Source organism: Pseudoalteromonas sp. Angola-30 (genome assembly GCF_028599215.1).
GTDB classification, from domain to species: Bacteria; Pseudomonadota; Gammaproteobacteria; order Enterobacterales; family Alteromonadaceae; genus Pseudoalteromonas; species Pseudoalteromonas atlantica.
The window spans coordinates 77500-99980 of the sequence record NZ_JAQREI010000010.1 but is presented as its reverse complement, the minus strand read 5'-3'; the positions used below and the strand labels follow the sequence as shown (position 1 = coordinate 99980).

20 protein-coding genes and 2 tRNA genes are annotated in these 22481 nt (G+C 40.0%); 14 read left to right on the top strand and 8 right to left on the bottom strand.

The annotated features are described in order from the left end of the window. Positions 1-97 precede the first annotated feature (97 nt). Positions 98-1423 (bottom strand): CDP-diacylglycerol--serine O-phosphatidyltransferase, encoded by a 1326-nt coding sequence (gene pssA, locus PSH54_RS13390; protein WP_024033490.1) that lies wholly within the window; start codon positions 1421-1423, stop codon positions 98-100. Between the two features lie 287 nt (positions 1424-1710). Here pssA and trxB point away from each other — a divergent pair, with 287 nt between their 5' ends. The 4 genes from trxB (at position 1711) to infA (ending at position 4477) form a co-directional block, all read left to right on the top strand. Next, complete coding sequence (gene trxB / locus PSH54_RS13385; RefSeq protein ID WP_024033489.1) at positions 1711-2661, top strand: thioredoxin-disulfide reductase; 951 nt, start codon at positions 1711-1713, stop codon at positions 2659-2661. A 93-nt stretch (positions 2662-2754) separates the two neighbouring features. After that, the gene (gene aat / locus PSH54_RS13380; protein WP_273606323.1) at positions 2755-3471 is read left to right on the top strand and encodes a leucyl/phenylalanyl-tRNA--protein transferase; all 717 of its coding nucleotides are present in this window, start codon (positions 2755-2757) and stop codon (positions 3469-3471) included. Beyond that, positions 3464-4168: an arginyltransferase gene (locus tag PSH54_RS13375; RefSeq protein ID WP_024033487.1), complete on the top strand. Its 705-nt coding sequence runs from the start codon at positions 3464-3466 to the stop codon at positions 4166-4168. The genes aat and PSH54_RS13375 overlap by 8 nt, the downstream gene beginning before the upstream one ends. 90 nt (positions 4169-4258) lie before the next feature. Further along, positions 4259-4477 (top strand): translation initiation factor IF-1, encoded by a 219-nt coding sequence (infA, locus tag PSH54_RS13370; RefSeq protein WP_002962494.1) that lies wholly within the window; start codon positions 4259-4261, stop codon positions 4475-4477. Positions 4478-4708: 231 nt separating this feature from the next. Here infA and clpA read toward each other — a convergent pair whose 3' ends face one another. Together clpA and clpS are read right to left on the bottom strand one after the other, a co-directional pair. Continuing rightward, positions 4709-6970: an ATP-dependent Clp protease ATP-binding subunit ClpA gene (clpA, locus tag PSH54_RS13365; protein WP_273606322.1), complete on the bottom strand. Its 2262-nt coding sequence runs from the start codon at positions 6968-6970 to the stop codon at positions 4709-4711. Positions 6971-7038: 68 nt separating this feature from the next. Continuing rightward, positions 7039-7347: an ATP-dependent Clp protease adapter ClpS gene (gene clpS / locus PSH54_RS13360; protein WP_004586754.1), complete on the bottom strand. Its 309-nt coding sequence runs from the start codon at positions 7345-7347 to the stop codon at positions 7039-7041. Positions 7348-7556: 209 nt separating this feature from the next. On the opposite strand from clpS, the gene cspD reads away from it, so the two are divergent. Further along, positions 7557-7775, top strand: coding sequence for a cold shock domain-containing protein CspD (gene cspD / locus PSH54_RS13355; protein ID WP_004586755.1), 219 nt, complete (start codon positions 7557-7559; stop codon positions 7773-7775). 449 nt (positions 7776-8224) lie between these two features. Further along, the gene (locus PSH54_RS13350; protein WP_273606321.1) at positions 8225-10447 is read left to right on the top strand and encodes an NADP-dependent isocitrate dehydrogenase; all 2223 of its coding nucleotides are present in this window, start codon (positions 8225-8227) and stop codon (positions 10445-10447) included. Between the two features lie 145 nt (positions 10448-10592). On the opposite strand, the gene PSH54_RS13345 is transcribed toward PSH54_RS13350, so the two are convergent. The 3 genes from PSH54_RS13345 to PSH54_RS13335 all read right to left on the bottom strand — a co-directional run bounded on the left by PSH54_RS13345 (position 10593) and on the right by PSH54_RS13335 (position 14116). Beyond that, positions 10593-11837 (bottom strand): amidohydrolase family protein, encoded by a 1245-nt coding sequence (locus PSH54_RS13345; protein WP_096739533.1) that lies wholly within the window; start codon positions 11835-11837, stop codon positions 10593-10595. A gap of 10 nt (positions 11838-11847) precedes the next feature. After that, positions 11848-13230 (bottom strand): amidohydrolase, encoded by a 1383-nt coding sequence (locus PSH54_RS13340; RefSeq protein WP_273606320.1) that lies wholly within the window; start codon positions 13228-13230, stop codon positions 11848-11850. Positions 13231-13330: 100 nt separating this feature from the next. Beyond that, positions 13331-14116 carry a hypothetical protein gene (locus tag PSH54_RS13335; RefSeq protein WP_248442165.1) on the bottom strand — a complete coding sequence of 262 codons (786 nt, stop codon included), beginning with the start codon at positions 14114-14116 and terminating at the stop codon, positions 13331-13333. Positions 14117-14366: 250 nt separating this feature from the next. Between PSH54_RS13335 and PSH54_RS13330 the strand changes: the two genes are divergently transcribed. Continuing rightward, entirely contained in the window at positions 14367-14732 is a 366-nt protein-coding gene (locus PSH54_RS13330) for a DUF3718 domain-containing protein (protein ID WP_054982616.1), read from the top strand. 48 nt (positions 14733-14780) lie between these two features. Here PSH54_RS13330 and PSH54_RS13325 read toward each other — a convergent pair whose 3' ends face one another. Next, positions 14781-15473: a DUF445 domain-containing protein gene (locus PSH54_RS13325; RefSeq protein ID WP_273606319.1), complete on the bottom strand. Its 693-nt coding sequence runs from the start codon at positions 15471-15473 to the stop codon at positions 14781-14783. A 109-nt stretch (positions 15474-15582) separates the two neighbouring features. On the opposite strand from PSH54_RS13325, the gene PSH54_RS13320 reads away from it, so the two are divergent. Together PSH54_RS13320 and PSH54_RS13315 are read left to right on the top strand one after the other, a co-directional pair. Then, on the top strand, positions 15583-16446 hold the full coding sequence (locus PSH54_RS13320; protein ID WP_273586853.1) for a fructosamine kinase family protein: 864 nt from the start codon (positions 15583-15585) through the stop codon (positions 16444-16446). Positions 16447-16643: 197 nt separating this feature from the next. Beyond that, positions 16644-16847, top strand: a complete 204-nt coding sequence (locus PSH54_RS13315; RefSeq protein WP_273606318.1) for a CPXCG motif-containing cysteine-rich protein — start codon at positions 16644-16646, stop codon at positions 16845-16847. Here the strand turns inward: PSH54_RS13315 and PSH54_RS13310 are convergent. Next, the gene (locus PSH54_RS13310) at positions 16844-17470 is read right to left on the bottom strand and encodes a riboflavin synthase (protein ID WP_024033478.1); all 627 of its coding nucleotides are present in this window, start codon (positions 17468-17470) and stop codon (positions 16844-16846) included. The genes PSH54_RS13315 and PSH54_RS13310 overlap by 4 nt on opposite strands. A 128-nt stretch (positions 17471-17598) precedes the next feature. Here PSH54_RS13310 and PSH54_RS13305 point away from each other — a divergent pair, with 128 nt between their 5' ends. The 5 genes from PSH54_RS13305 (at position 17599) to PSH54_RS13285 (ending at position 22360) form a co-directional block, all read left to right on the top strand. Then, on the top strand, positions 17599-18948 hold the full coding sequence (locus PSH54_RS13305) for an MATE family efflux transporter (RefSeq protein ID WP_273606317.1): 1350 nt from the start codon (positions 17599-17601) through the stop codon (positions 18946-18948). Beyond that, positions 18941-19987: a DUF3080 family protein gene (locus PSH54_RS13300; protein WP_273606316.1), complete on the top strand. Its 1047-nt coding sequence runs from the start codon at positions 18941-18943 to the stop codon at positions 19985-19987. Before PSH54_RS13305 ends, PSH54_RS13300 begins: the two co-directional genes overlap by 8 nt. A gap of 113 nt (positions 19988-20100) precedes the next feature. Continuing rightward, positions 20101-20177: transfer RNA gene (locus tag PSH54_RS13295), tRNA-Val, on the top strand. Between the two features lie 45 nt (positions 20178-20222). Beyond that, a tRNA-Val gene (locus PSH54_RS13290) sits at positions 20223-20299 on the top strand. A gap of 414 nt (positions 20300-20713) precedes the next feature. Continuing rightward, positions 20714-22360 carry a sensor domain-containing diguanylate cyclase gene (locus PSH54_RS13285; protein WP_273606315.1) on the top strand — a complete coding sequence of 549 codons (1647 nt, stop codon included), beginning with the start codon at positions 20714-20716 and terminating at the stop codon, positions 22358-22360. Positions 22361-22481: the final 121 nt, after the last annotated feature.

The following is a 22481-nucleotide window of genomic DNA, read 5'->3' as shown; positions in this document are numbered from 1 at the left end:
GGTGTTATTAAATAAAATAGTTACCTAACTACAAACAATAAAAAAGCAGCTAAATAGCTGCTTTTTTTGTATCTAAATTTCGACTATATAAATTAATTTATATAAAACGCTTAATTATAAAATCAACTTTTACGCGTTTAGCCTGACCAAGCAGCTTTTTAACCGGTTGCGGGTAATTTTCTACTGTTTCTAAATCATTTGGCCCAGTTAAACGGCGGCAGTGTTTTAAAATTTCCTGCTTTTCGTTATCTATGGCTTGCATAATACTTTGCTGTGGGTCTTCAATTAAAATACCGTTTTCGATATCAAGGCCCCATGCTCGCGGATTAAGGTTATGGCCGCTTAATAAGTGGCGTTGTCGGTCGGCGCAAATACCTTTTAAGTGAAACGAGTTACTCTCGTGCTTCCACAAATACACGTTTAAATTGCCGTTATCTATATGGCGCTTTTGCGATTTTACAAATTTATGCAAAATAGTTTCGTATAAATACGGGAGTGCACCAATTTTACTAAACGGCTCACTTGGCGGCAGATAAAAATCGTTCGCGGTTTTATCACCTACTACAATGGTTACTTGCTTACCTTGTTTTAATAATCGACGTAGTGAGCGCATAAGCGGCGCCGGAAAATTAAAATACGGTGTGTAAAGTACAAGCTCTTGCTCTGTGGTATCAAACAAGTTTTTAATTAATCGGTTAAGGCTATTATTACGACGCCCTAAACCTAAAAACAAACGCACACCGAGTGGGTCGGTATTGGGCGTAGTTGGGTTTGCATAACTGGCCGACTTTAGCTCGCGCATTAATTGCTTTTGTTCAAATTTAAAGTCTATTAAGCGCTTAAGCGGGCGTGTATCAATACGTGGCACGGCTTGCGAGCCTATTAGCTTAGACTCAATAAAATCAACCACAGAGTCGCACAGTGCTGCTTGGTCAACTAAAAAGTAACGGTCGAGCCTGTAGCGTTCGTTGTATTGTAAGTACACGTTATTTAAGCTGGCGCCGCTGTATAATAAAGTATCATCTACAACAAAACCTTTAAGGTGTAACACACCAAACAACTCTTTGGCTTTAACCGGTACACCGTAAACTTGTACGTTTGATTTAAATTTTTCTAAATAGTCACAATATAAACTTGCGTTACCGTCTGATTTTTTTGCACCAATAAGACCACGTTGAGCACGATGAAAATCAACCAACACTTTTATTTCAAGGTTGGGGTTTGCCAACGACACACAATGCAGCGCTTCAAGTATTTCGCGCCCTGCTTCGTCATCTTGTAAATAAAGTGCCGTAATGTAGATTCTTTTTTTTGCATTGCTAATTAAACGTAGCAATTGCGTACGGTACTCTTGTGCGTTGGTTAAGACGTTAACGTCTTTTGAAGTCAACCCAAATGCGGGTTTTTCCTGCCAAAATAACATAGTTGCCTATTCACTAAGGTCACATAATCTATCAGTGACAAATAAAATTAGGTAAAACATATCAAAAAAATACTAACGGGTCATGAATTAACGAAGCTTTGTTGCTCATCTGTTTGTTTTTTAGCCTTTACGCGGGCTTTTTTATCGTTCAAGACAAAGTCAGTACATAATATTGCACAGCTTTTAATTTTGTCAGAAAAAAATATTCACATAATTTGTTTACTTGTGCCTTGTTTTTCTTAGAATCGAAGCCATTAAGTTCAGTATTAAACGTTTAGGAAAAGATCATGACTGAAGCAAAACACTCTAAGTTACTAATTTTAGGCTCTGGCCCTGCGGGTTACACTGCCGCAGTATACGCAGCACGTGCAAATTTAAACCCCGTTTTAATTACCGGCATTCAACAAGGTGGCCAATTAACGACCACGACTGAAGTTGAAAACTGGCCAGGCGATGCGCACGGTTTAACAGGCCCTGCATTAATGGACCGTATGAAAGAGCACGCTGAGCGCTTTGAAACGGAAATTGTGTTTGACCACATTAATAAAGTAGATGTGTCTAAGCGCCCGTTCACGCTTACTGGCGACCAAGGTACTTACACATGTGATGCATTAATTATTGCCACTGGTGCATCGGCTAAATACTTAGGCTTAGAGTCTGAAACTAATTTTCAAGGTCGTGGTGTATCTGCATGTGCTACATGTGATGGTTTTTTCTATAAAGGGCGTAAAGTTGCCGTTGTAGGTGGTGGTAACACTGCTGTAGAAGAAGCACTTTACTTATCTAACATTGCGGATGAAGTACACGTTATTCACCGTCGTGATAGCTTCCGCAGTGAAAAAATTCTTGCTGATCGCCTTAACGAAAAAGCGCAAAATGGTAACGTAGTAATGCACTACAACCGTACGCTAGACGAAGTACTTGGTGATGACATGGGTGTAACTGGTGTACGCATTAAAGATACACAATCTGATGCTACCGAAGAGCTTGATTTAGCGGGTGTGTTTATTGCTATCGGCCATAAGCCAAACACCGACATGTTTGAAGGCCAACTAGAAATGAAAGATGGCTATTTAGTGGTTGAGTCTGGTCTTAACGGTAACGCTACACAAACAAGCGTACCTGGCGTATTTGCCGCAGGTGATGTGTCTGATCACATTTACCGTCAAGCAATTACGTCTGCAGGTACAGGCTGTATGGCAGCCCTAGATGCAGAGCGTTTCTTAGATAACCTATAAACGCTACAAAATTAATAAAGGCTGTTAGTTCAGCCTTTTTTTATGCCTAAAATATAGTTACACTTTTATGATAATTAATAAGTTAAGCCCTCTATGAGAAACCAGCTATACCAACTAAGTGAAACCGATATAGCATTTCCAAATCCCGAATATGCACTTACCTCCCCCGATGGACTGCTTGCCATAGGCGGCGATTTATCTGTAAAGCGCTTAAGTAATGCCTATAAAATGGGTATTTTCCCATGGTTTAGCGAAGGTGAGCCCATTATGTGGTGGTCGCCAAGTGAACGCGGCATTGTAGAGCTAAATGACTTTCATATAAGTAAAAGCTTACGTAAACATTTAAAAAAACACCCTGTTAAAGTAACTGTTAACAATGCCTTTGCTGAGGTGATAGAAGCGTGCTGTGAGCAACGTATAGACACCGAAGGCACATGGATAACAAACGATATGTTAAGCGCTTATATTGCTGCACATGACGCTAATATTGCGCATAGTGTTGAGGTATGGCAAGACGGCGAACTTGCCGGTGGGCTATATGGCATTATGCAAAATGGCGTTTTTTGTGGCGAGTCGATGTTTCATCATCAAACTAATTGCTCAAAACTGGCCATGTGGGCGTTAGTTAATTGGTTAAAACGCCATAACGCACATTTTATTGACTGCCAACTAGAAAACCCATATTTAACCTCTTTAGGCGCAAAAGTGATCCCTCGCTCAGAATTTTTGACTAAACTTAAACAAGCAAATGCTTACACCCTCAACTCAACCATGTGGCAACCACAGGAGTTAACAGCAATTTATGAGTGAACATATTCCTGCACGCGTTGGTCTTAGCCAAGAGTTTGCTTGTAGCTATTTACCTGACAGGCAAGAGCAATTATTGGTAATACTTGACCCAACCTGTTACAGCACGCATAAATTTGAGATGCTTCTATCGCTCGGTTTTAGGCGCAGTGGTAACCAAATTTACCGACCGCACTGCCCTTCGTGTAGCGCCTGTAACTCGGTGCGCGTGTTAGCCCAAGAGTTTACCCCTTCAAAGTCACAAAAAAGAAAACTAAATAAAGTAAAAGCAAACTTTGAAGTAAGATACACACACGCTAAGCGCGAAGAATATTATCCACTTTATAGTAAATACATTTCAATGCGCCACAGCGATGGCACTATGTTTCCGCCTAATTTAGAACAGTTTCAAAGCTTTTTATTTTGTAGCTGGTTAGAAATAACGTTTATTGAGCTTTGGCACCAAGACACTTTAGTTGCAGTGGCCGTAACAGATTGCATGGATAACGCTGTTTCGGCTATTTATACGTTTTTCGATCCCGACTTTGAACACTACAGTTTAGGGACTGTGATGATTTTACAGCAGCTCGAATTTGCTAAACAGCAAAATAAAGAATTTGTGTATTTGGGCTACCAAATCGATGAATGCACCAAAATGAAATACAAAACTCAGTTTTTACCCGCGCAAAAACACGTTAATGACCAGTGGTTGGCTATTTAATTTGCAAAAATGCCCGCTGCGCCTTTACTTATTGGCGTATTTTGGGCAAAATCTGCAGCGTTTAACTATTAAAGAGGTGTTACGCTAAACATGGCGAAAGAAGACGTAATCGAAATGCAAGGGACAGTCCTTGATACTTTACCAAATACAATGTTCCGAGTTGAGCTAGAAAATGGTCACGTAGTTGTGGCTCATATTTCAGGTAAAATGCGCAAAAACTATATCCGTATTTTAACCGGCGATAAAGTAACGGTAGAAATGACTCCTTACGATTTATCGAAAGGACGTATCGTATTCCGTGCTCGCTAAGTGCGTAAACGAGATTTAGTTTTTGGCTAGTGAATAACTAGCTTAAAGCGTTTATTAAATGTAATTGATGGTACTGACTAGCAATTACATTTAATAAACAAAAAACCCAGCTTTTGCTGGGTTTTTTGTTGCCTATAAAAAAGCACAAAAAAGCCCACGCGTATCGCGCAGGCTAGTTTATATACCCATTCGCATAATTTGCGCATTGGTATGATAAGTGAATACACTTGTTTAAGCGGGTGTTAAATTACTTTCATAGTCAAAGTTAATTTTCTTATCTTTAACTGATACTTTAACAGTACCGCCATCAACCAGTTCACCAAAGAGTATTTCGTTAGCCAATGGCTTTTTAAGCTCATCTTGAATAACACGTGCCATTGGACGTGCACCCATTGCTTTATCGTAGCCTTTATCTGCTAACCACTCTCGGGCCTTAGAGGTCAGCTCAAGGTTAACTGACTTCTTATCTAATTGTGCTTGCAACTCAACTACAAATTTATCGACCACTTGCAAGATAACGTCTTTTTCAAGGTGGTTAAACCAAATGATATTATCTAAGCGGTTTCTAAATTCAGGTGAAAATACCTTGTTAATTTCACTCATTGCATCGTGCGTATGATCTTGCTCGGTAAAGCCAATCGATTTACGTGTGGTTTCTTGCACGCCGGCATTGGTTGTCATAACCACCACCACGTTTCTAAAGTCAGCTTTACGACCATTGTTATCGGTTAACGTACCGTGATCCATTACTTGCAGTAATATGTTGTAAATATCTGGGTGGGCTTTTTCAATTTCATCCAATAATACAACTGCATGCGGGTTTTTAATAACGGCTTCGGTAAGTAAACCACCTTGTTCAAAACCAACATACCCAGGAGGCGCACCAATTAAACGGCTTACTGCATGGCGCTCAACGTACTCTGACATATCAAAGCGGATAAACTCAACGCCCATACATTTAGCGAGCTGTTTAGTAACCTCGGTTTTACCTACACCCGTTGGCCCCGCAAATAAGAACGAGCCCACTGGCTTATCTTCGTTTGCAAGCCCAGATCGAGATAAACGAATCGCAGATGTTAGCGCGTCGATTGACTGATCTTGCCCAAACACCAACATTTTAAGATTACGATCAAGATTTTTAAGCGTTTCTTTATCGGTCGATGACACGCTTTGAGCTGGGATACGTGCCATTTTAGCAATAATCGATTCAATATCTGATACACCAATGGTTTTTTTGCGCTTAGAGCTTGGCTGCAAACGTTGGTTGGCACCGGCTTCATCTATTACATCAATGGCTTTATCAGGTAAATGACGCTCATTAATGTATTTAGCACTTAGTTCAGCAGCTGCTTTTAATGCTTTTTGCGTGTAACGAATACCATGGTGTTCTTCATAACGCTCTTTTAAACCATTTAAAATTTTAGTGGTATCGGCCACACTTGGTTCAAGTACATCAATTTTTTGGAAACGACGCACTAACGCACGGTCTTTTTCAAATATATTTTTGTACTCATTGTAAGTGGTTGAGCCCATACAACGTAACTGCCCGCTTGAAAGCAGCGGTTTAAGTAAGTTAGAGGCATCCATAACACCACCCGATGCAGCACCTGCGCCAATAATAGTGTGTATTTCATCAATAAATAAAATTGAGTTAGGTTTTGCTTGTAACTCTTTTAATAAGCTCTTAAAGCGTTTTTCAAAGTCGCCGCGGTACTTAGTACCGGCAAGCAATGCGCCCATATCAAGCGAGTAAACAACAGCATCGGCAATTACTTCAGGCACTTGTTCATTAACAATGCGGTACGCAAGGCCCTCTGCAATAGCTGTTTTACCTACCCCTGCTTCACCAACAAGTAGTGGGTTATTCTTTTTACGGCGACATAAAACCTGCACGGTGCGCTCTACTTCGCTGTCGCGCCCTACTAATGGGTCAATGTTACCGTCTTTGGCTTGGGCATTTAAATTAGTGGTAAAGCTATCTAACTTACTTGCCTCTTCGTTTTGAACCTCTTGTACTTCTTCATGAATATCGTCAGTGTCATCTCCTAACTCATCATCCGTTTTAGAAATACCATGAGAAATAAAATTCACTATATCTAAGCGAGAAATATCGCTTTTCTTAAGTAAATAAACCGCTTGGCTTTCTTGTTCAGAAAAAATAGCAACGAGCACGTTAACGCCTGTAACTTCGTTTTTACCAGATGATTGAACATGAAAAACCGCACGTTGAAGCACGCGCTGAAAGCCCAGTGTTGGTTGGGTTTCGCGTTCTTCTTCTAAATCGGGAATAACCGGTGTGGTTTCGTCTATGAATTCTAATAGTTCGGTTTTTAAACCAGAAATATTAACACCGCAGGCGTTTAGCGCTTCGCCTGCTGAAGGGTTATCTAAAAGCGCAAGTAAAAGGTGTTCTACCGTCATAAACTCATGGCGGCGTGTACGCGCTTCACGAAACGCGGCATTTAACGTTAGTTCTAAGTCTTTGTTTAGCATTGGCAACCCCTTACTGAGATAATTATTTTATACCACAACAATGAGATGATTGATCACCTAATTGGTATTTATTCCTGCTCACAACTACAAAGCAGTGGATGCTCGTTATCCCGTGCATAACGGTTAACTTGTTCCGCTTTGGTATGGGCTACATCGGCGCTAAATACACCGCATATCCCTTTACCTTTTTCGTGAACTTGTAGCATCACATCAGTTGCTCTATCGCTATCCATATTGAAAAACGTCATTAGAACTTCTATTACAAAGTCCATTGGCGTGTAGTCGTCGTTATTTAAAACAACTTTGTATTTTCGCGGTGGCTGCAGCTTTTGCTTTTCACTATCGCGAACTGTGTCGATGACACCTGAATCTTTCATACCACTCATAATTAAATATAGTCTTGTCTTTAGAACTCAAGCAAACTTGAATAAAAAATAAATTAAATGTTAAAAAAATACCACAAAACACTTGACTGACTGGCCAAATAAACTACAGTCAGAAGTAGATTGATTAATCCTTAGTCAGTCTAGCAAATTATACGGTTTAGAATAACTAAATTAGTCAACTTATAGAAGGATGTAGAAGTATGGCTTGTGGTAAAGTCAAATGGTTCAACAACGCCAAAGGTTTTGGTTTCATCGTAGAAGACGGCTGCGAGAATGATATTTTCGCTCATTACTCAACGATTGTAATGGACGGTTATAAGACACTTAAAGCTGGTCAGGATGTAACATTCGAGCTAGAACAAGGCCCTAAGGGCTTACACGCTAAAAACATTGCGCCTAACGGCGACATTTTAGAGTGATCAAAAATTTGTTCGACTAAAGCGAGCGACCTAATTTAGATCCTCGCTTAATTCCCCACTTACCATTCAACTCTCTTCTTATTACTAAATTGCTCCTGTACACGCTAAATTCAACCCTTTTCCTTGATTTTATTTTATATACCCCAATGTTCTAACAGTTACCTGCTAATTAAGGCTGTTCAAAAGCGCAAGCGCTAGCCCTTTTTAAACAAGCTTGTTACACTCTTGTTGCTAAATTACGCGGTTACATTTTAGCTTATGCTTTTACGCGGCTAAAATACGTGTACTTTGCAACCTATAAAAATCAGTTAGTCAGGTGTGACTATTCTGCCTTTTGGCATATTAAGAGTACCGACACCTAACAAACTGCTTGTTAACGCAACCATGCGCTAATGAGTTTCTTTGCATTGTTGAATACGGCCACTGCGGCCTACTATCTAGGAATGATGATGACATCAAAAATTATCTACACTAAAACGGACGAAGCTCCGGCGCTAGCAACCTACTCGTTGCTACCAATTATCCAAGCCTATACAAATGCGGCAGGTGTTGAAGTTGAAACTCGCGATATCTCATTAGCAGGTCGTGTAATTGCAAACTTCGCTGATTACCTTACTGAAGAGCAACGCATCGGCGATGCGCTTGCAGAGCTTGGCGAACTTGCAAAAACACCAGAAGCAAACATCATCAAATTACCAAACATCAGTGCGTCTGTACCGCAATTACGCGCTGTCATTAAAGAGCTTCAAGAAAAAGGCTACGCACTACCAGAGTACCCTGCTGAGCCTAAAAATGATGAAGAAGCTAAAATTAAAGCCACTTACGACAAAATTAAAGGCAGTGCTGTAAACCCAGTATTGCGTGAAGGTAATTCAGATCGTCGTGCACCAGGTTCCGTTAAAGAATATGCACGCAATAACCCTCATTCAATGGGTGCGTGGAGCAAAGACTCACAATCATACGTTGCGAGCATGAGCGAAGGTGACTTCTTTGGTTCTGAGCAATCTGTCACTGTTGATGCAGCAACTGATGTACGTATTGAGCACGTAGCGACTAATGGCGATGTAACTGTACTTAAACAAAGCACGCCGCTAATTGCTGGCGAAGTAATTGATGCATCGCGCATTAGCGCAGCTAAACTACAAGCGTTTTTAGCAGCAGAAATTGATGCAGCTAAAGAAAAAGGCGTATTATTTTCGCTTCACATGAAAGCGACAATGATGAAAGTATCTGACCCTATTATTTTTGGTCACGCGGTAAAAGTTTTCTACAAAGACGTATTTGCTAAACACGGCGAGCTTTTTGAAGAGTTAGGTGTTGATGTAAATAACGGTTTAGGCGACGTTTATTCTAAAATTCAAACATTAGATGATGCTAAGCGCGAAGAAATTGAAGCAGACATTCAAGCGGTTTACGCTGAGCGTCCTGCTATTGCAATGGTTGATTCTGACCGTGGCATTACTAACTTACACGTTCCAAGCGATGTGATCATTGATGCGTCTATGCCTGCTGCTATTCGTTCAAGCGGTCAAATGTGGAACAACGACGGTAAACTACAAGACACTAGCTTTGTGATCCCAGATCGTAGCTACTCAAGCGTTTACCAAGCTACAATTGATTTTTGTAAAGAAAACGGCGCGTTCGATCCTACCACTATGGGTAGCGTACCAAACGTAGGCCTAATGGCTCAAAAAGCAGAAGAATACGGTTCTCACGATAAAACGTTTGAAGCAAAAGCGGATGGTTCTATTCGTGTTGTTGATGCAAATGGCACAACATTACTTGAGCACACTGTTGAGCAAGGCGATATTTGGAGAATGTGTCAGGTTAAAGACGCACCAATCCAAGATTGGGTTAAGCTTGCTGTAAACCGCGCACGTGCGACGGGCGTACCTGCTATTTTCTGGTTAGATGAAAACCGTGCTCACGATGCAGAGCTAATTAAAAAGGTAAACAAATACTTACCAGATCACGATACTGATGGCCTAGACATTCAAATTTTAGCACCGCTTGAAGCAACTTTGTTCTCATTAGCGCGTATTAAAGAAGGTAAAGACACTATCTCTGTAACGGGTAACGTATTACGTGACTACCTAACAGATTTATTCCCAATTTTAGAGCTGGGTACCAGTGCTAAAATGCTTTCTATTGTGCCACTAATGAACGGTGGTGGCTTATTTGAAACTGGCGCAGGTGGTTCAGCACCTAAGCATGTTCAACAGTTCGAAAAAGAAAACCACTTACGTTGGGATTCGTTAGGCGAGTTTTTAGCACTAGCGGCTTCGCTTGAGCACCTAAGCGTGAATGCAGGCAACAAAAAAGCACAAGTACTTGCTGACACACTAGATAAAGCAACAGGTACGTTCTTAGCTGAAAACAAGTCGCCTTCACGTAAAGTAAAAGAAATTGATAACCGTGGTTCTCACTTCTTCTTATCTTTATTCTGGGCACAAGAGCTGGCAAAGCAAGACGAAGACAGCGAGCTTAAAGCGCAATTTACACAAATTGCGAGCGATTTAGAAACGCAAAAAGAGCAAATCGTAAGCGAGCTTAACGATGCACAAGGTCCTTCAATGGATATTGGTGGTTACTTCCAACCAAATGATGATGCAGCGTTTAAAGCAATGCGCCCAAGTGCAACATTTAACGAAATTTTATCTAAATTAGTATAATTTTAGATTAAATTAGAAAACCGCTTACGTTTAAAGTAAGCGGTTTTTTTGTGTCTTTATTTTATATAAAAAGGCCGCTACTTTAACTTTAAAGTAGCGGCCTTTAATAATTAACCTGAATTTTGGATAATTAAAGCTATATTAATTATTTTGTATATGCACGCGGCATTGTTGAATCTGTAGTGTAACGCTCACGCAGTTTATCTTGGCGCGACTGCGTAGATACTTCTTCACCGTTAATAATCATTTTACTTACATGGCTACTTAGCTCAAATGGGTCGTTACTCCATACAACCACATCGGCAGCTTTACCTACTTCAAGGCTACCTGCATTTATGCCAAATACGTCGGCTACATTGGATGTAACAGCATTAAGTGCACCTTGCTGGCTCATGCCGTACGAAACTGCATTACCGGCATCAAAACGAAGCTGGTAAATATTATGGCTGGCATCGCCGCCCACAGTTAAAATAACTTTTACCCCAGCTTTTTCAAGCGCGGCTGCGTTATCTAAACTGGCATGTAAAGAGTCAAAGCTTGAAGGTAAGCTATCCATAGCACTCATAATTACTGGTACTTGCGCTTTAGCAATCTGCTCTTTAACAACAACAGCATCTTGTGCACCATTGAGCACTAAATTAATACCAAATTGCTCTTTAACTTTAAGTAGCTCAATAATATCAGCCGCACGAGATACACCCACTACAAGTGGCATATCGCCGCTAAGTACTTTAACCATTACTTTATCTTCAGTACTTGGGGTGCTGTCGTCGTCTTTTTTAGGCTTTTTAGCTGCTTTTGTTTGGTGCTCTTCAAGCTTATTAATTAGCGTTTGCAATGTAAATGCGCGCGAGCCCTTACTGCGCTCACCTAAATAAACCACTAATGCAGCTTGTTTTTGTATGTCGCCTTGTAAATCACCGCTTAAATCAACAACGCTTGCTAAGCCCGAAAAAATACTATCGCCACCATGCGGGGTAATTACATCGCGGGTTACACCGCCTTTACGTGCATACGGGATAAGGCTTGAGTGAGCGTTATAAGCAAGGCTTACATCAAAATCAATGCCTGCTTTTTCTTCGCCTGCATCGCGTGAGCCTGCAACTGCACTTACTTCCACTAAGCCAAGTTGATTAATGCTAGCAATAAAACCTGGGGTTACAATTTGCCCATTTGCATCAATAACTTTATCTGCTTGTACTTGCTGTGGATTAATAGCGGTAATTTTACCGTTATCCATAACAATGCTGGCGTTTTCTAAAACGCCTTGCTCGGTTGCCGTATGCAGCGTGGCATTAATAATAGCAAGCGATTGTGCATTGGCTGCACCTGAGGCTAATAGTCCGGCAGCAACCAGAGATAGCGAAAACGAACGTGATAAATTTTTCATTCTGGGCTCCTTATTGTTGGCCTAACATAAAATCACTTTGTGCTTGAAATGCGCTATCGTTTCTATCGTAAACTTTTGCGCCATCAATAAATACTTGTTCAGCTTTTGCGTAAACGCTAAATGGGTTTTGGTTCCAAATAACCACATCGCCTTGTTTACCTGCTTCAAGCGAACCAGTTTTATCTTCAATACCTAATGATTTAGCCGCGTTTGAGGTGATCCACTTAATCGCGTGCTGCTCCGAAATATCAAACCCATTTTCGTTTGCACGGTACATTACTTTACCCGCTTCTTGGTTTAAGCGCTGAATAGTGGTGTCTGAGTCAGAATGCACAATGGCACACGAATTTTTTACCGCATCAACAATAGCTACGTTTTCTTGAACCATGTCGTAGGCTTCCATTTTAAAGCCCCACCAATCTGGCCAAAGTGCAGCACACGAACCATTTTCAGCTAATAAACCTGCAATTTTATAAGCTTCTACACCGTGATGGAACGTACCTGCGTGATAGCCAAATTCTTTTGAAAGGTCGATCATCATCGCCATTTCTTCAGCTTTATAACAGTGATTATGAATTAACACTTCACCTTCAATTACCGCGCGAAGAGTATCGTGCTTAATATCGCGAACTGGTGCTTCTGGGTTTAAACCTGCTTCGTAATCGGCGTCGTACTTATCCCATGCACGTTTGTACTCTTGTGCTTCTGCCCATGCCATACGGTAACCGGCCATGTTACCCATACGGGTTGAAGGCAAAGTACCTTGGCGACCATATACGCGTTTTGGGTTTTCACCACAGGCCATTTTTAAACCATTAGGCGCATCAGGGAATTTCATTGCTTGCATGGTATGCGCAGGAATGTTTTTAAGTGTTACGCCACGGCCACCAAATAAGTTAGCTGAGCCTGGTAAAATTTGTAGTGAAGTAATACCGCCTTCGCGCGCGCGGTTAAAGCCAGGATCTTGAGGCCATACAGAATGCTCTACCCACACCTCAGCAGTATTTGGGCTGGTCATTTCGTTTCCGTCTTGATGAGACTCAACTGATGGGCTTGGGTAAGCACCTAAATGAGAATGTACGTCAATAATACCTGGGGTAACCCATTTTCCCTGTGCATCAATGGTTGCATCTGCATTAGCCGATAAGTCTTTACCTACTTGTTGTACTTTACCATCAACAAGTAACACATCGGCGTCATCTAAGCGCTCGCCAGTGCCAGTAAGTACTGTTGCATTGGTAATTAATGTGCTTTTACTTGCAAGCGGTGTGTAGGTGCTTGGGTATGGGTTTTTATTGATGGTGATTTTTGCATCTTGTGGGCCGTTTTCTTGGCAGCCAACAAGGGCAGCAGCTAAACCAACTGCTAACAATGAGGGAGCAAATTTTTGCATGTTGTTAGGTTCTCCTGTTTTTTTGCTACTTTAGCTAAAGCGGCGTAATAAAGCTAAAAAAACAGGTAAAAAAGCGATTAAATGAGTTAAACGGCTGTAATTATTTTTTTATATAATTGTTATACAGTTTTTCAAGCGCGCCTTCGGTTGTAAGCGATGGGTCTTTGTTTATAAAGTGTTTTACGGTGCGAGTTACAAAGTCTGAGTTTTGCTTATGTTGCTTAGCAAAATCCTTAATTAATGTATTGCCATCGCTTGCTGCTGTTACTTTATCATGGCGATGACGATACTGGCTAAGTGCTCTATTAAAGTCGCCGTTATAATCCTCTACCAATATTTTATAAAAGTCACTTTTATGAACTTTAAGTACGTTAATACAGTAATTTAATGCCTCTTTAAAGTCGGTAAAAACGCTCCCTTCTACATCAAACTCTTTGGTTTTTTCGCGTACGGTCACGCGGGCTTCTTCGGTGGCATATGTAAAGCCTGTAAACGCTAAACGCTCAGATGCCTCTTTACCTAATTTCATACCCGCTTGAATGCTGTGCGCAAATTCGTCACTCATTTCGCTTAATTCGTTTTCTTCCCACATGTTATAAACACGCAGCGCCTTAGCGTACTTATTAGAGAGCTTTTTTTTAAGTTTTGTAAAACGCTCATCTATCGTCATTAGCCTTTCATTATGTAATAAGGCATGGCACTCATAACACGCGGCAATAGAGACAAAGTCGGCCTCTTCGCCTAAATCAATAATGCTCTGTAGCATATGTAACGGCGGGCAATGATCGCGCTCTGTGGCTTCGCATCCACAATAAAAACATTGGTTAAAATGCTTGTGCTCGCAGGCATACGCTTGCTGGTAATAGCTGGCTAACGTTTTGCTCACTGGTTCTCCTAAAAATTAAGCGCGTAAATAATGGGGGCGATAATAGCAGGCTGAGAAAATATGTCAGTAGCTATAAAATAATTTTGCCTAAGTGTGTCAAAAAACACATTTATTAGGGCTTAAATTCAGTCACCTAGCTTAAGTGTGTATTTTTAAACATACCTGCTTACACCTTGTTGCGTTTGGTTAACAGCTTTTTAGTTTAAATCGCTCAATAATAAAGCTGAACCACAAACAATGAGGACTAATTATGAACACGTTAAAAGCTACTTTATGCACAACTATGGTACTAGGCGCAACTTTACTAATTGCAAAACCAGCATTAGCCACCCAATTTGTCGCGGCCGATTCATCGCCAGGTACACAGGCTTGTATGGCTGTTGCAGCTAATAAATCGTACGTAGTACGTAAAGCGTCACGGGATTTAAATATAAGCAAAGCGGTAATGAGCAAAAAGCTGCACTGTAATAACTTATCAATGGGCGACTTTGTTACTTTGTATAATCTTGATAAAAGCGCAAATTATTTAAATATTGATACCAGTACTCGCACTTCAATTAAAGACTTAGCTAAATCGTACAACCCAGAAAAAGTAATCATCACAGGGCCAAAATAGTATGGCGTTAACACAAAATTAAGCCTGCTTTGTAAGCAGGCTTAGTTATTAAATAATGGCCGCAATTAAGCCAAATAAACCGCCAAACACACCGCCCCATACTACTAGCCAACCTAAATGCTCACGTATCATAGTTTGAATAATGTCTTTAACCATTTTTGGAGTGAGTTCATTTAAACGCTCATCAACTAATTTAAGTACCGTAGCATGTAAGCTTTGTGCGCTATTCCCTTGCGATAACGTATCGTTTACTAGCGCTTTAAAATCGTCTGTTTGGCTAATTTGCGCAAGTGATAGCTGCATTTTTTCAATAAACTTTTCTCGCATTGGCTCTATAGCCGCTGTGCCACCAAACATACCTAACATACTGCCAAACTGTGATTGCTCTATTACTTGAAGTAGGTTGTCGAATGCAGGGTTTAAATCAACCTTAGTAATAATGCCCTCAAAGGCGATATTAGGTTGTGCTTTGCTAAGTAGGTTATTAATTTTTTGCTCAGAGAAAAACTCAGTCAAAATTAAATTACGAATGGCCACTTTAAAACTTTCAAATTTTAGAGCAATAACACCCGAGCCATATAACAAAGGTACTTTTTCAAATAACATATGAACAGCCAATAAGTTTGTGACAGCACCAGATAGCGCAAATAACCCCACCGATAACACAATAGCGTGGTTAAAAAAGTAGCCTATAACTACACACAAGACAGCAAGCAAATTGGTGATAAAACTTTTGTTCATTGTTACTCCATTAGCATTTTTTATATCGTTAATTTTACAACGATTAGTTTGTTAAATTAATACTTTTTTGCCATAGTTTAAGTATCTGTTTAAAAGGCGAGCAATTGATATGTGGAAAACAGTAAACGAGCACATTAGCCAAGCCATTCATTATGACTTTAAACATACTTACAAACGTCAGCTGCAAAGTACAAATACCGATAAACTCTATCAACTCACCGATGGAAAACACAATTACCTGGTTAAAATTGCCCTTAAAAGCGAACTAGATCGCCTAGAAAGCGAAGCGATAGGACTTAAGCAGCTCACCCAAAATAGTGTTTTTATGGTGCCCGACTGTATTGTAACAGGTGCTAATATTGAATTTTCGTTTATTGTACTTGAATGGTTAGTACTTGATAAACAGCCCCATACGCATTGGCACGATATGGGTAAACAACTGGCTATGCTGCACCAAAAGCACGACCAAGCAATGTTTGGCTTTGATGTAGATAATTACCTAGCCACCACCGTGCAACCAAACCAGTGGCATAAAAAATGGGACTTATTTTACGCAGAAGAGCGCATAGGCTGGCAACTGCAACTATTAGCCGAAAAAGGCATTCAACTTGTAGAGCATGAGCTATTAATTAATTTGGTAAAAGAGCAATTGCACAGCCATATTGTGGAGCCCTCTTTAGTACATGGCGACTTTTGGCGAGGAAATATGGGCTTTATTAAAAATGTACCGACCTTATTTAACCCCGCATGTTATTACGGAGACCGCGAGGTAGATATTGCAATGAGCGAGCTATTTGCCCCCTTACCTGATGATTTTTATAACGCCTATAACGCGCAATACCCATTAAGCGAAAACTATAAAAAGCGCAAAGCTATATACCAACTTTACCCTATTTTAAATCACGCAAATATATTTGCAGGGCACTACCTTACTCAGGCTAAGCAGCATATTGATGAGCTGCTATCGCTTTAAATAATAACGCCTCATAAGGCGTAAAATAACTGTCATAATCGTTGCTTCAGCACTATATTTAAAAAGGATGTTATTTAGGCTCAATACCTTGTTGTTTAGTTCAGTTTTGAGCCATCAAGTTGTTGCTAGTATAACTGCACAACTTAATTAATGTGTATCAATAAGTTAATTCTTACCTTGGTACTATTGGAGTGATTATGAAAGATTTTTTATCACAACGTATCACGTGCCCACACTGTGGCAACCACATACACCTAGACATTGACGCAAGTATGGGGGATCAAGACTACGTAGAAGAATGCAGTGCCTGTTGTAACCCTATTCATTTAAACATGCACATAGACCATGCTTATAAAAAATTAGAGTTACACATAGACAGCGACGATGAACAAATTTTTTAGCCTTGGTGGCGTAAGTAATTTTCTACCGTGTTAATAATGGTATAAGTTTGCTGATCAACTTCTATATTTAGTTCATCACCCACTTGAGCGTTACCTAAATTTGTAATGGCCAGTGTTTCGGGGATCAGGTGTAACCAAAACCCCTGCTCGTCAATTTCGCCCACGGTTAAACTTGCGCCATTTATTGCTACAAAGCCTTTGTACAAAACATACTTTTGCCATTTAGTAGGTAAGCTTAACTGAATTTTACAGTTATTTTGTTGCTTAACTATTTGCCCGATTTGGGCAGTGCAGTGTATGTGCCCCGACACAATATGCCCACCTAATTCAGTACCAAAGGTTACTGAGCGCTCATAATTAACTAAGCTACCTAGTGCAAGCTTGCCTAAATTCGTTAGTAATAGTGTTTCATCAATTACATCAAAATGTACTTGTGCCACTACATCGTGGTTACTTAATTCAACTTTAACCACTGTTAAACAACAGCCATTAATTGCAATGCTCGCGCCTAAATCTAAATGTTTAACGTATTCATCACCTACCGATACAACCAAACGTAAAACCCCTTCGGTATGCGTGGTAGATACAACAGTAGCTTGAGTTTGAACGATTCCTGTAAACATAAAATCACTTAAAATTATTACAAAGTGCTAGTTTAACGTATCAACTCGTAAAATCATTCACTACAGTGATTTTTATTTGAAACACAATCGATTACAATTGCGCCCTGTTTTATCAAATAGCTGTTTTTATGACCTTTAGTAGCTGGGAAGCCAAACGTTTAATCACCCTTGCCGTACCTGTATTTTTAGCACAAGTAACACTCGTTTTAATGTCGGTAGTCGACACCATTATGGCAGGCCAAGTAAGCCCAACAGATTTAGCTGCGCTGTCGATTGCAACCGGTATATGGAACCCGTTATTACTGGCGCTGCAAGGTATTTTGCTCGCGTTAACCGGTATTATTGCCCAATTTGCGGGCGCTAATGATAAAAAAGGTATTAGCCATTATTTTCAGCAAGCTCTGTATTTAACCGCTATTTTAAGCGCAATTGGTTTTGGTATAGCCAACATAGCCGATATAGTGATTTTAAAACTCGATACAACCCCCGCTATCGCAAGCCTTGCTTATGACTATATCCATTTTGTGAAATGGGGAGCCTTTGGTTTTTTAATTTTTACCGTTTATCGAAATATGACCGAAGGTATGGGGATGACAAAACCCGCTTTTTATATCAGCTTGCTGGGCCTTGGCGTTAATATTCCGGCTAACTATATTTTTATAAATGGTTTATTTGGCTTACCAGCCTACGGCGGCGCTGGTTGTGGCATTGCTACGGCATTGGTACTAACTGTAATGGCTGTTGCACAAGTGACATATTGCCAGTTTAGTAAAAAAATTGATGCAAAAGCCCTGCTGGCAAATTTTGAAAAGCCCAATATTAAAACCATTGGGATTATTACGAAATTAGGTATACCCATTTCATTGGCCACTTTTTTTGAAATTACGCTATTTGCGTGTATACCTTTATTTATTGCACACTTAGGTGCTGTTGCTGTGTCGGGCCATCAAATTGCGGGAAGCGTGACCGCGTTATTATTTATGATGCCACTGAGCTTATCTATCGCCATTAGTATTCGTATTGGTAATTTATTTGGTCAAAACCATTTAAGCCAATTAAAAACTGCTATATCAACCAGCTACATATTAGCCATTGCTATTGCGTTATTTTTAGCTTTTATAACCTTTATTGGCCGCGATTTAATAAGCCAACTATACACCGACAGCCCAGCCGTTATTGCATTAGCGACCTCAATTATGATTTTGGCATGTATTTATCAAATACCTGATGCACTTCAAGTCGCTGCGAACGGCATTTTAAGAGGTTTAAAACATACGCAGCCTATATCGTATATAACGTTTATATCTTACTGGTTAATCGGTTTTGCTTTAGGCTACGTATTGGGAAGAACAGATTTAATTGTGCCCGCCATGGGGCCGCACGGTTTTTGGATAGGTATTATTTTTGGTTTAACCGTTGCTGCTGTATGGCTTATGTTCACCGTTAATAAGCGATTAAAGCAGGCGCCATTTGTATAAAAAAGCACTAACATTAATACCAAGCAAAACATGGTTAAGTTGTTTATTAGCTGTGTGTTGCGCTGTGCTTGCTGGGTGTTCAAAAGCGCCCAGCCACAGTTATCAAACATACATAGTACGCTTAAGTAATACCCTTGAAACCCAAGCCCCCGGTTTAAGTAAACCTGAAGCTATTAGCCCGCTTTTACCCCCTAACACGCTTTCAAACAGCACTACCATTAGCTTGATTGAACTTGCAAGCTTAAGCCATTGTAAGCTCAGCTTACTTATTAGTGAGCACAACAATCAGCTTGGTAAAACGGCCGGACATGCCGGTGTTTTAAAGTATCAAATAGAGTTTGTGCAAAATGCACAGCAGTGCTTAAGCACGCTTGAGCCTGACTCAGCAGTTTATAAAACCTTGTTAAAAGCAAAAACACATAAAGAGCAAACACTAAACCACTACTTTAATTTAATGTTGTATAACGAATTTGAGCTAAAAAACACGTGGCAAGCTAGCAGCGCAGAGCTTTCTGCTTCCCCTGCAGGGTTTAGCGACACGGTAGCGGCCATGCAGCAGCTTGCACTCATAAAACAACACATACTCAATAAACACTACTTAAAAATTAACTCCGCAGACATTTTTAACGCGTTAGAGCAGCTGAATAAGTACCGTTTTAACCAATTACTCATTTATTCTGCACGGCTGCAAATAGCGTTTAATAATTCAGCCACGCAATTTATTGAATCGCAATCCATTGATGAAATATGCCCAGCAGGAAAAAATAAAAAAGTAGCCACTATCGTCAGTAACGTGTTTCAAAAGTATTTCCTTAAAGAAATACAGCCTTATCAGGCTAATTTAGCAGGCTACCTTGAAACACTTTTACCTTTGTATAACCAACTGTGGTTTGACCAAGCCATTACAAATAAGCAAATAAATACTTTGATAGCGCTGGATTCACAAAACAATCTACTAAACCAGCTTAAAGGCTCAGCCAAAAAACACGTTACCTGGTGGCAAAACTTTTATAAAACGTGTGAAATCAGCCCAATATGAATAAAAAAACGGCAAATAAACGTAAAAGCAACAAACTTGCTTGATTCACCACTCACCACGCTATATATTAGCGGCCGCTGATAATTAAATTTATCGCATCTTAATTAGGTAATACGACCGTAGCTCAGTTGGTTAGAGCGCTACCTTGACATGGTAGAGGTCGGTGGTTCGAATCCACTCGGTCGTACCAAATTTATTCTTCCCTCTGAATAAATATAATTAAGATACTCTTTGTACGACTGTAGCTCAGTTGGTTAGAGCGCTACCTTGACATGGTAGAGGTCGGTGGTTCGAATCCACTCAGTCGTACCAAAACTATTCTCCCCCTCTTAATAAATATAATTAACCTATTCCTATTAATCGTTAAGCCATAACTCAATTGGTTAGCGCGCTACCCACTCTCTATGCCCATGCAGAAATCGGTTGTTCGAATCCACTCTGTCGTATCAAATTTATTCATTCCACTGAATCAATTTAATTAAGCAATTAATAGTTCAATCATAGCTCAGTTGGTTAGAGCACTATCTACTTTAAATCCTAACTAATACTGCAAACACCCGCAGTGTTTATAAATTCGTTTAAACAAAAACGCCCTCGTATTACTTATTTATTAATGCAGTTTGTTATTTAAAGCCAAATTAAGCCATTACTTAAAGGCGATAATTTTGTTTGATTTATATACTATTTGTTTACAATTTGATTATAATCGCTTAGTGGGTTTTTAAAGTGAGTTTAGGTATGGTGCGGGTTGGTATATTAACAGTATTCTTTTTCTGTGCTTTGTTTAGCCCGCTAACATATGCTTATACACTTAATAACAACATCACCCTAGAGGATGATAACCTGTGGCGCCCTGTCACAGCATCCAATGCGCCTCCTTCTGCACAGCAAGTAATTACATCTTATAAAAACGCTAGTGAAACGAGTAACCTGCTCGGTAAAAGTGGCGCTGTAATAACAAAAATTGCGTTAAATAACCCCACCACTGGAGCTTGGTATGTGCTGCCGCAAGCCAATTTTATCGACGTTGGTTTAGCCTATTGGCAAACCGAACAGGGGGATATAGTTAAGCTTGCTGATTTTTCGCAGTCTCACGTTAATCAACCGGCAATTTTAATGCATGGACAAGCATTTAAACTGCCCTTCTATGCGCCAAGCAGTGGCTATTTATGGATATATTTAGAAGCCAAACACTATCCAACGCCGGTTGATTTAAGTATTTTAAGCGAAGGTGTATTTTTGCATCATCAGTTTTATATAAACTCATTAAGCCTTATTACTATTTCTGTCATGCTCACTTTAGCAATGATGGCCTTTGTAATGTTTTTAAGAGTAAAGCAAAAAGTGGCCTTGTTTTGTGCTGGGTATGTCGGTTTGCACGGTCTTGGCTGGGCGTTTGCTTCGGGCGCTGTAAATACAATTTATGCCAGCCCCTCTTTTAATAAACATTACTTAGGGATTTATTTATTTGCCTTTGCTGTGAGTTGCGCAGCAGCATTTACCTACTACCTGTTTAATTTCGATAAAGAAAAAGCCAATAAGCTTGGGAGTGCTTTAAAATACTTTACCGTTAGTGCATTTGTATGCGGTATCTGCAGCCTATTTATGCCCTTTTATTTAGTGTTTTATATCGCGCACTTTTTAGCAGCCGTATGGGTTATGCTTAGCTTAACCACTGGGTTTGCCATGCTTAGCCTGAACGATTTTAGAGCCAAGTATTTTTTATTTGGAAATATGCTCTATAGCCTGTCATTAGTAGTATACGTTGCATTTCATTTTGATTTAATAAATGCGACCTCATCAGAAATACTTGTGCTGTTAGCCTTAGCAATAGATTGTGTGTGTATTGTGCTGTCTTTGTCTGAGTGGCTAAAGTTAAAACAGCATGAATTTAGTACCTTGTTACATGAATCTCGCTTTGATCCTCTAACCCAAGTTGGCAACCGACTACTATTAAATGATGAGCTGATTAAACTTGCACACAGTGCTTACATCATTGTGTTTATAGATTGTGATGGAATAAAAAAAATAAACGATGCGCTTGGTCACGCCAAAGGTGATGCGTTTTTAATTAATGCAGCAAAATTAATGACACAGCATCTAGCGCAAGACGGCACCGTATTTAGAACCGGGGGCGATGAATTTATTTGGTTATGTAAAGTCAAAAACAAATCACACCTCCCCCAACTAAAAGCCACACTTACCCAAAAGCTCACCGCATTACATCGCACTATTCAACAGCAATGGCCGCAATCTGGTATTAGTTATGGCATAGCATCTAGCGATGAGTGCCAAAGCCATACCGAGTGTTTAACCTTAGCGGATCAGCGCATGTATAACTTAAAATCAGCCCATAAACTTAAAGCAAGTTAAGCTAATAACCTTCTCAACCACCTTTTTCGCCACTTACCGCCTTTTATTTTACTCGAAGCCTCTGCTAGGTACGCTCATGTATTCGCCAATAACTTCATGCACGTGTGTCGCCCTTTGTTCG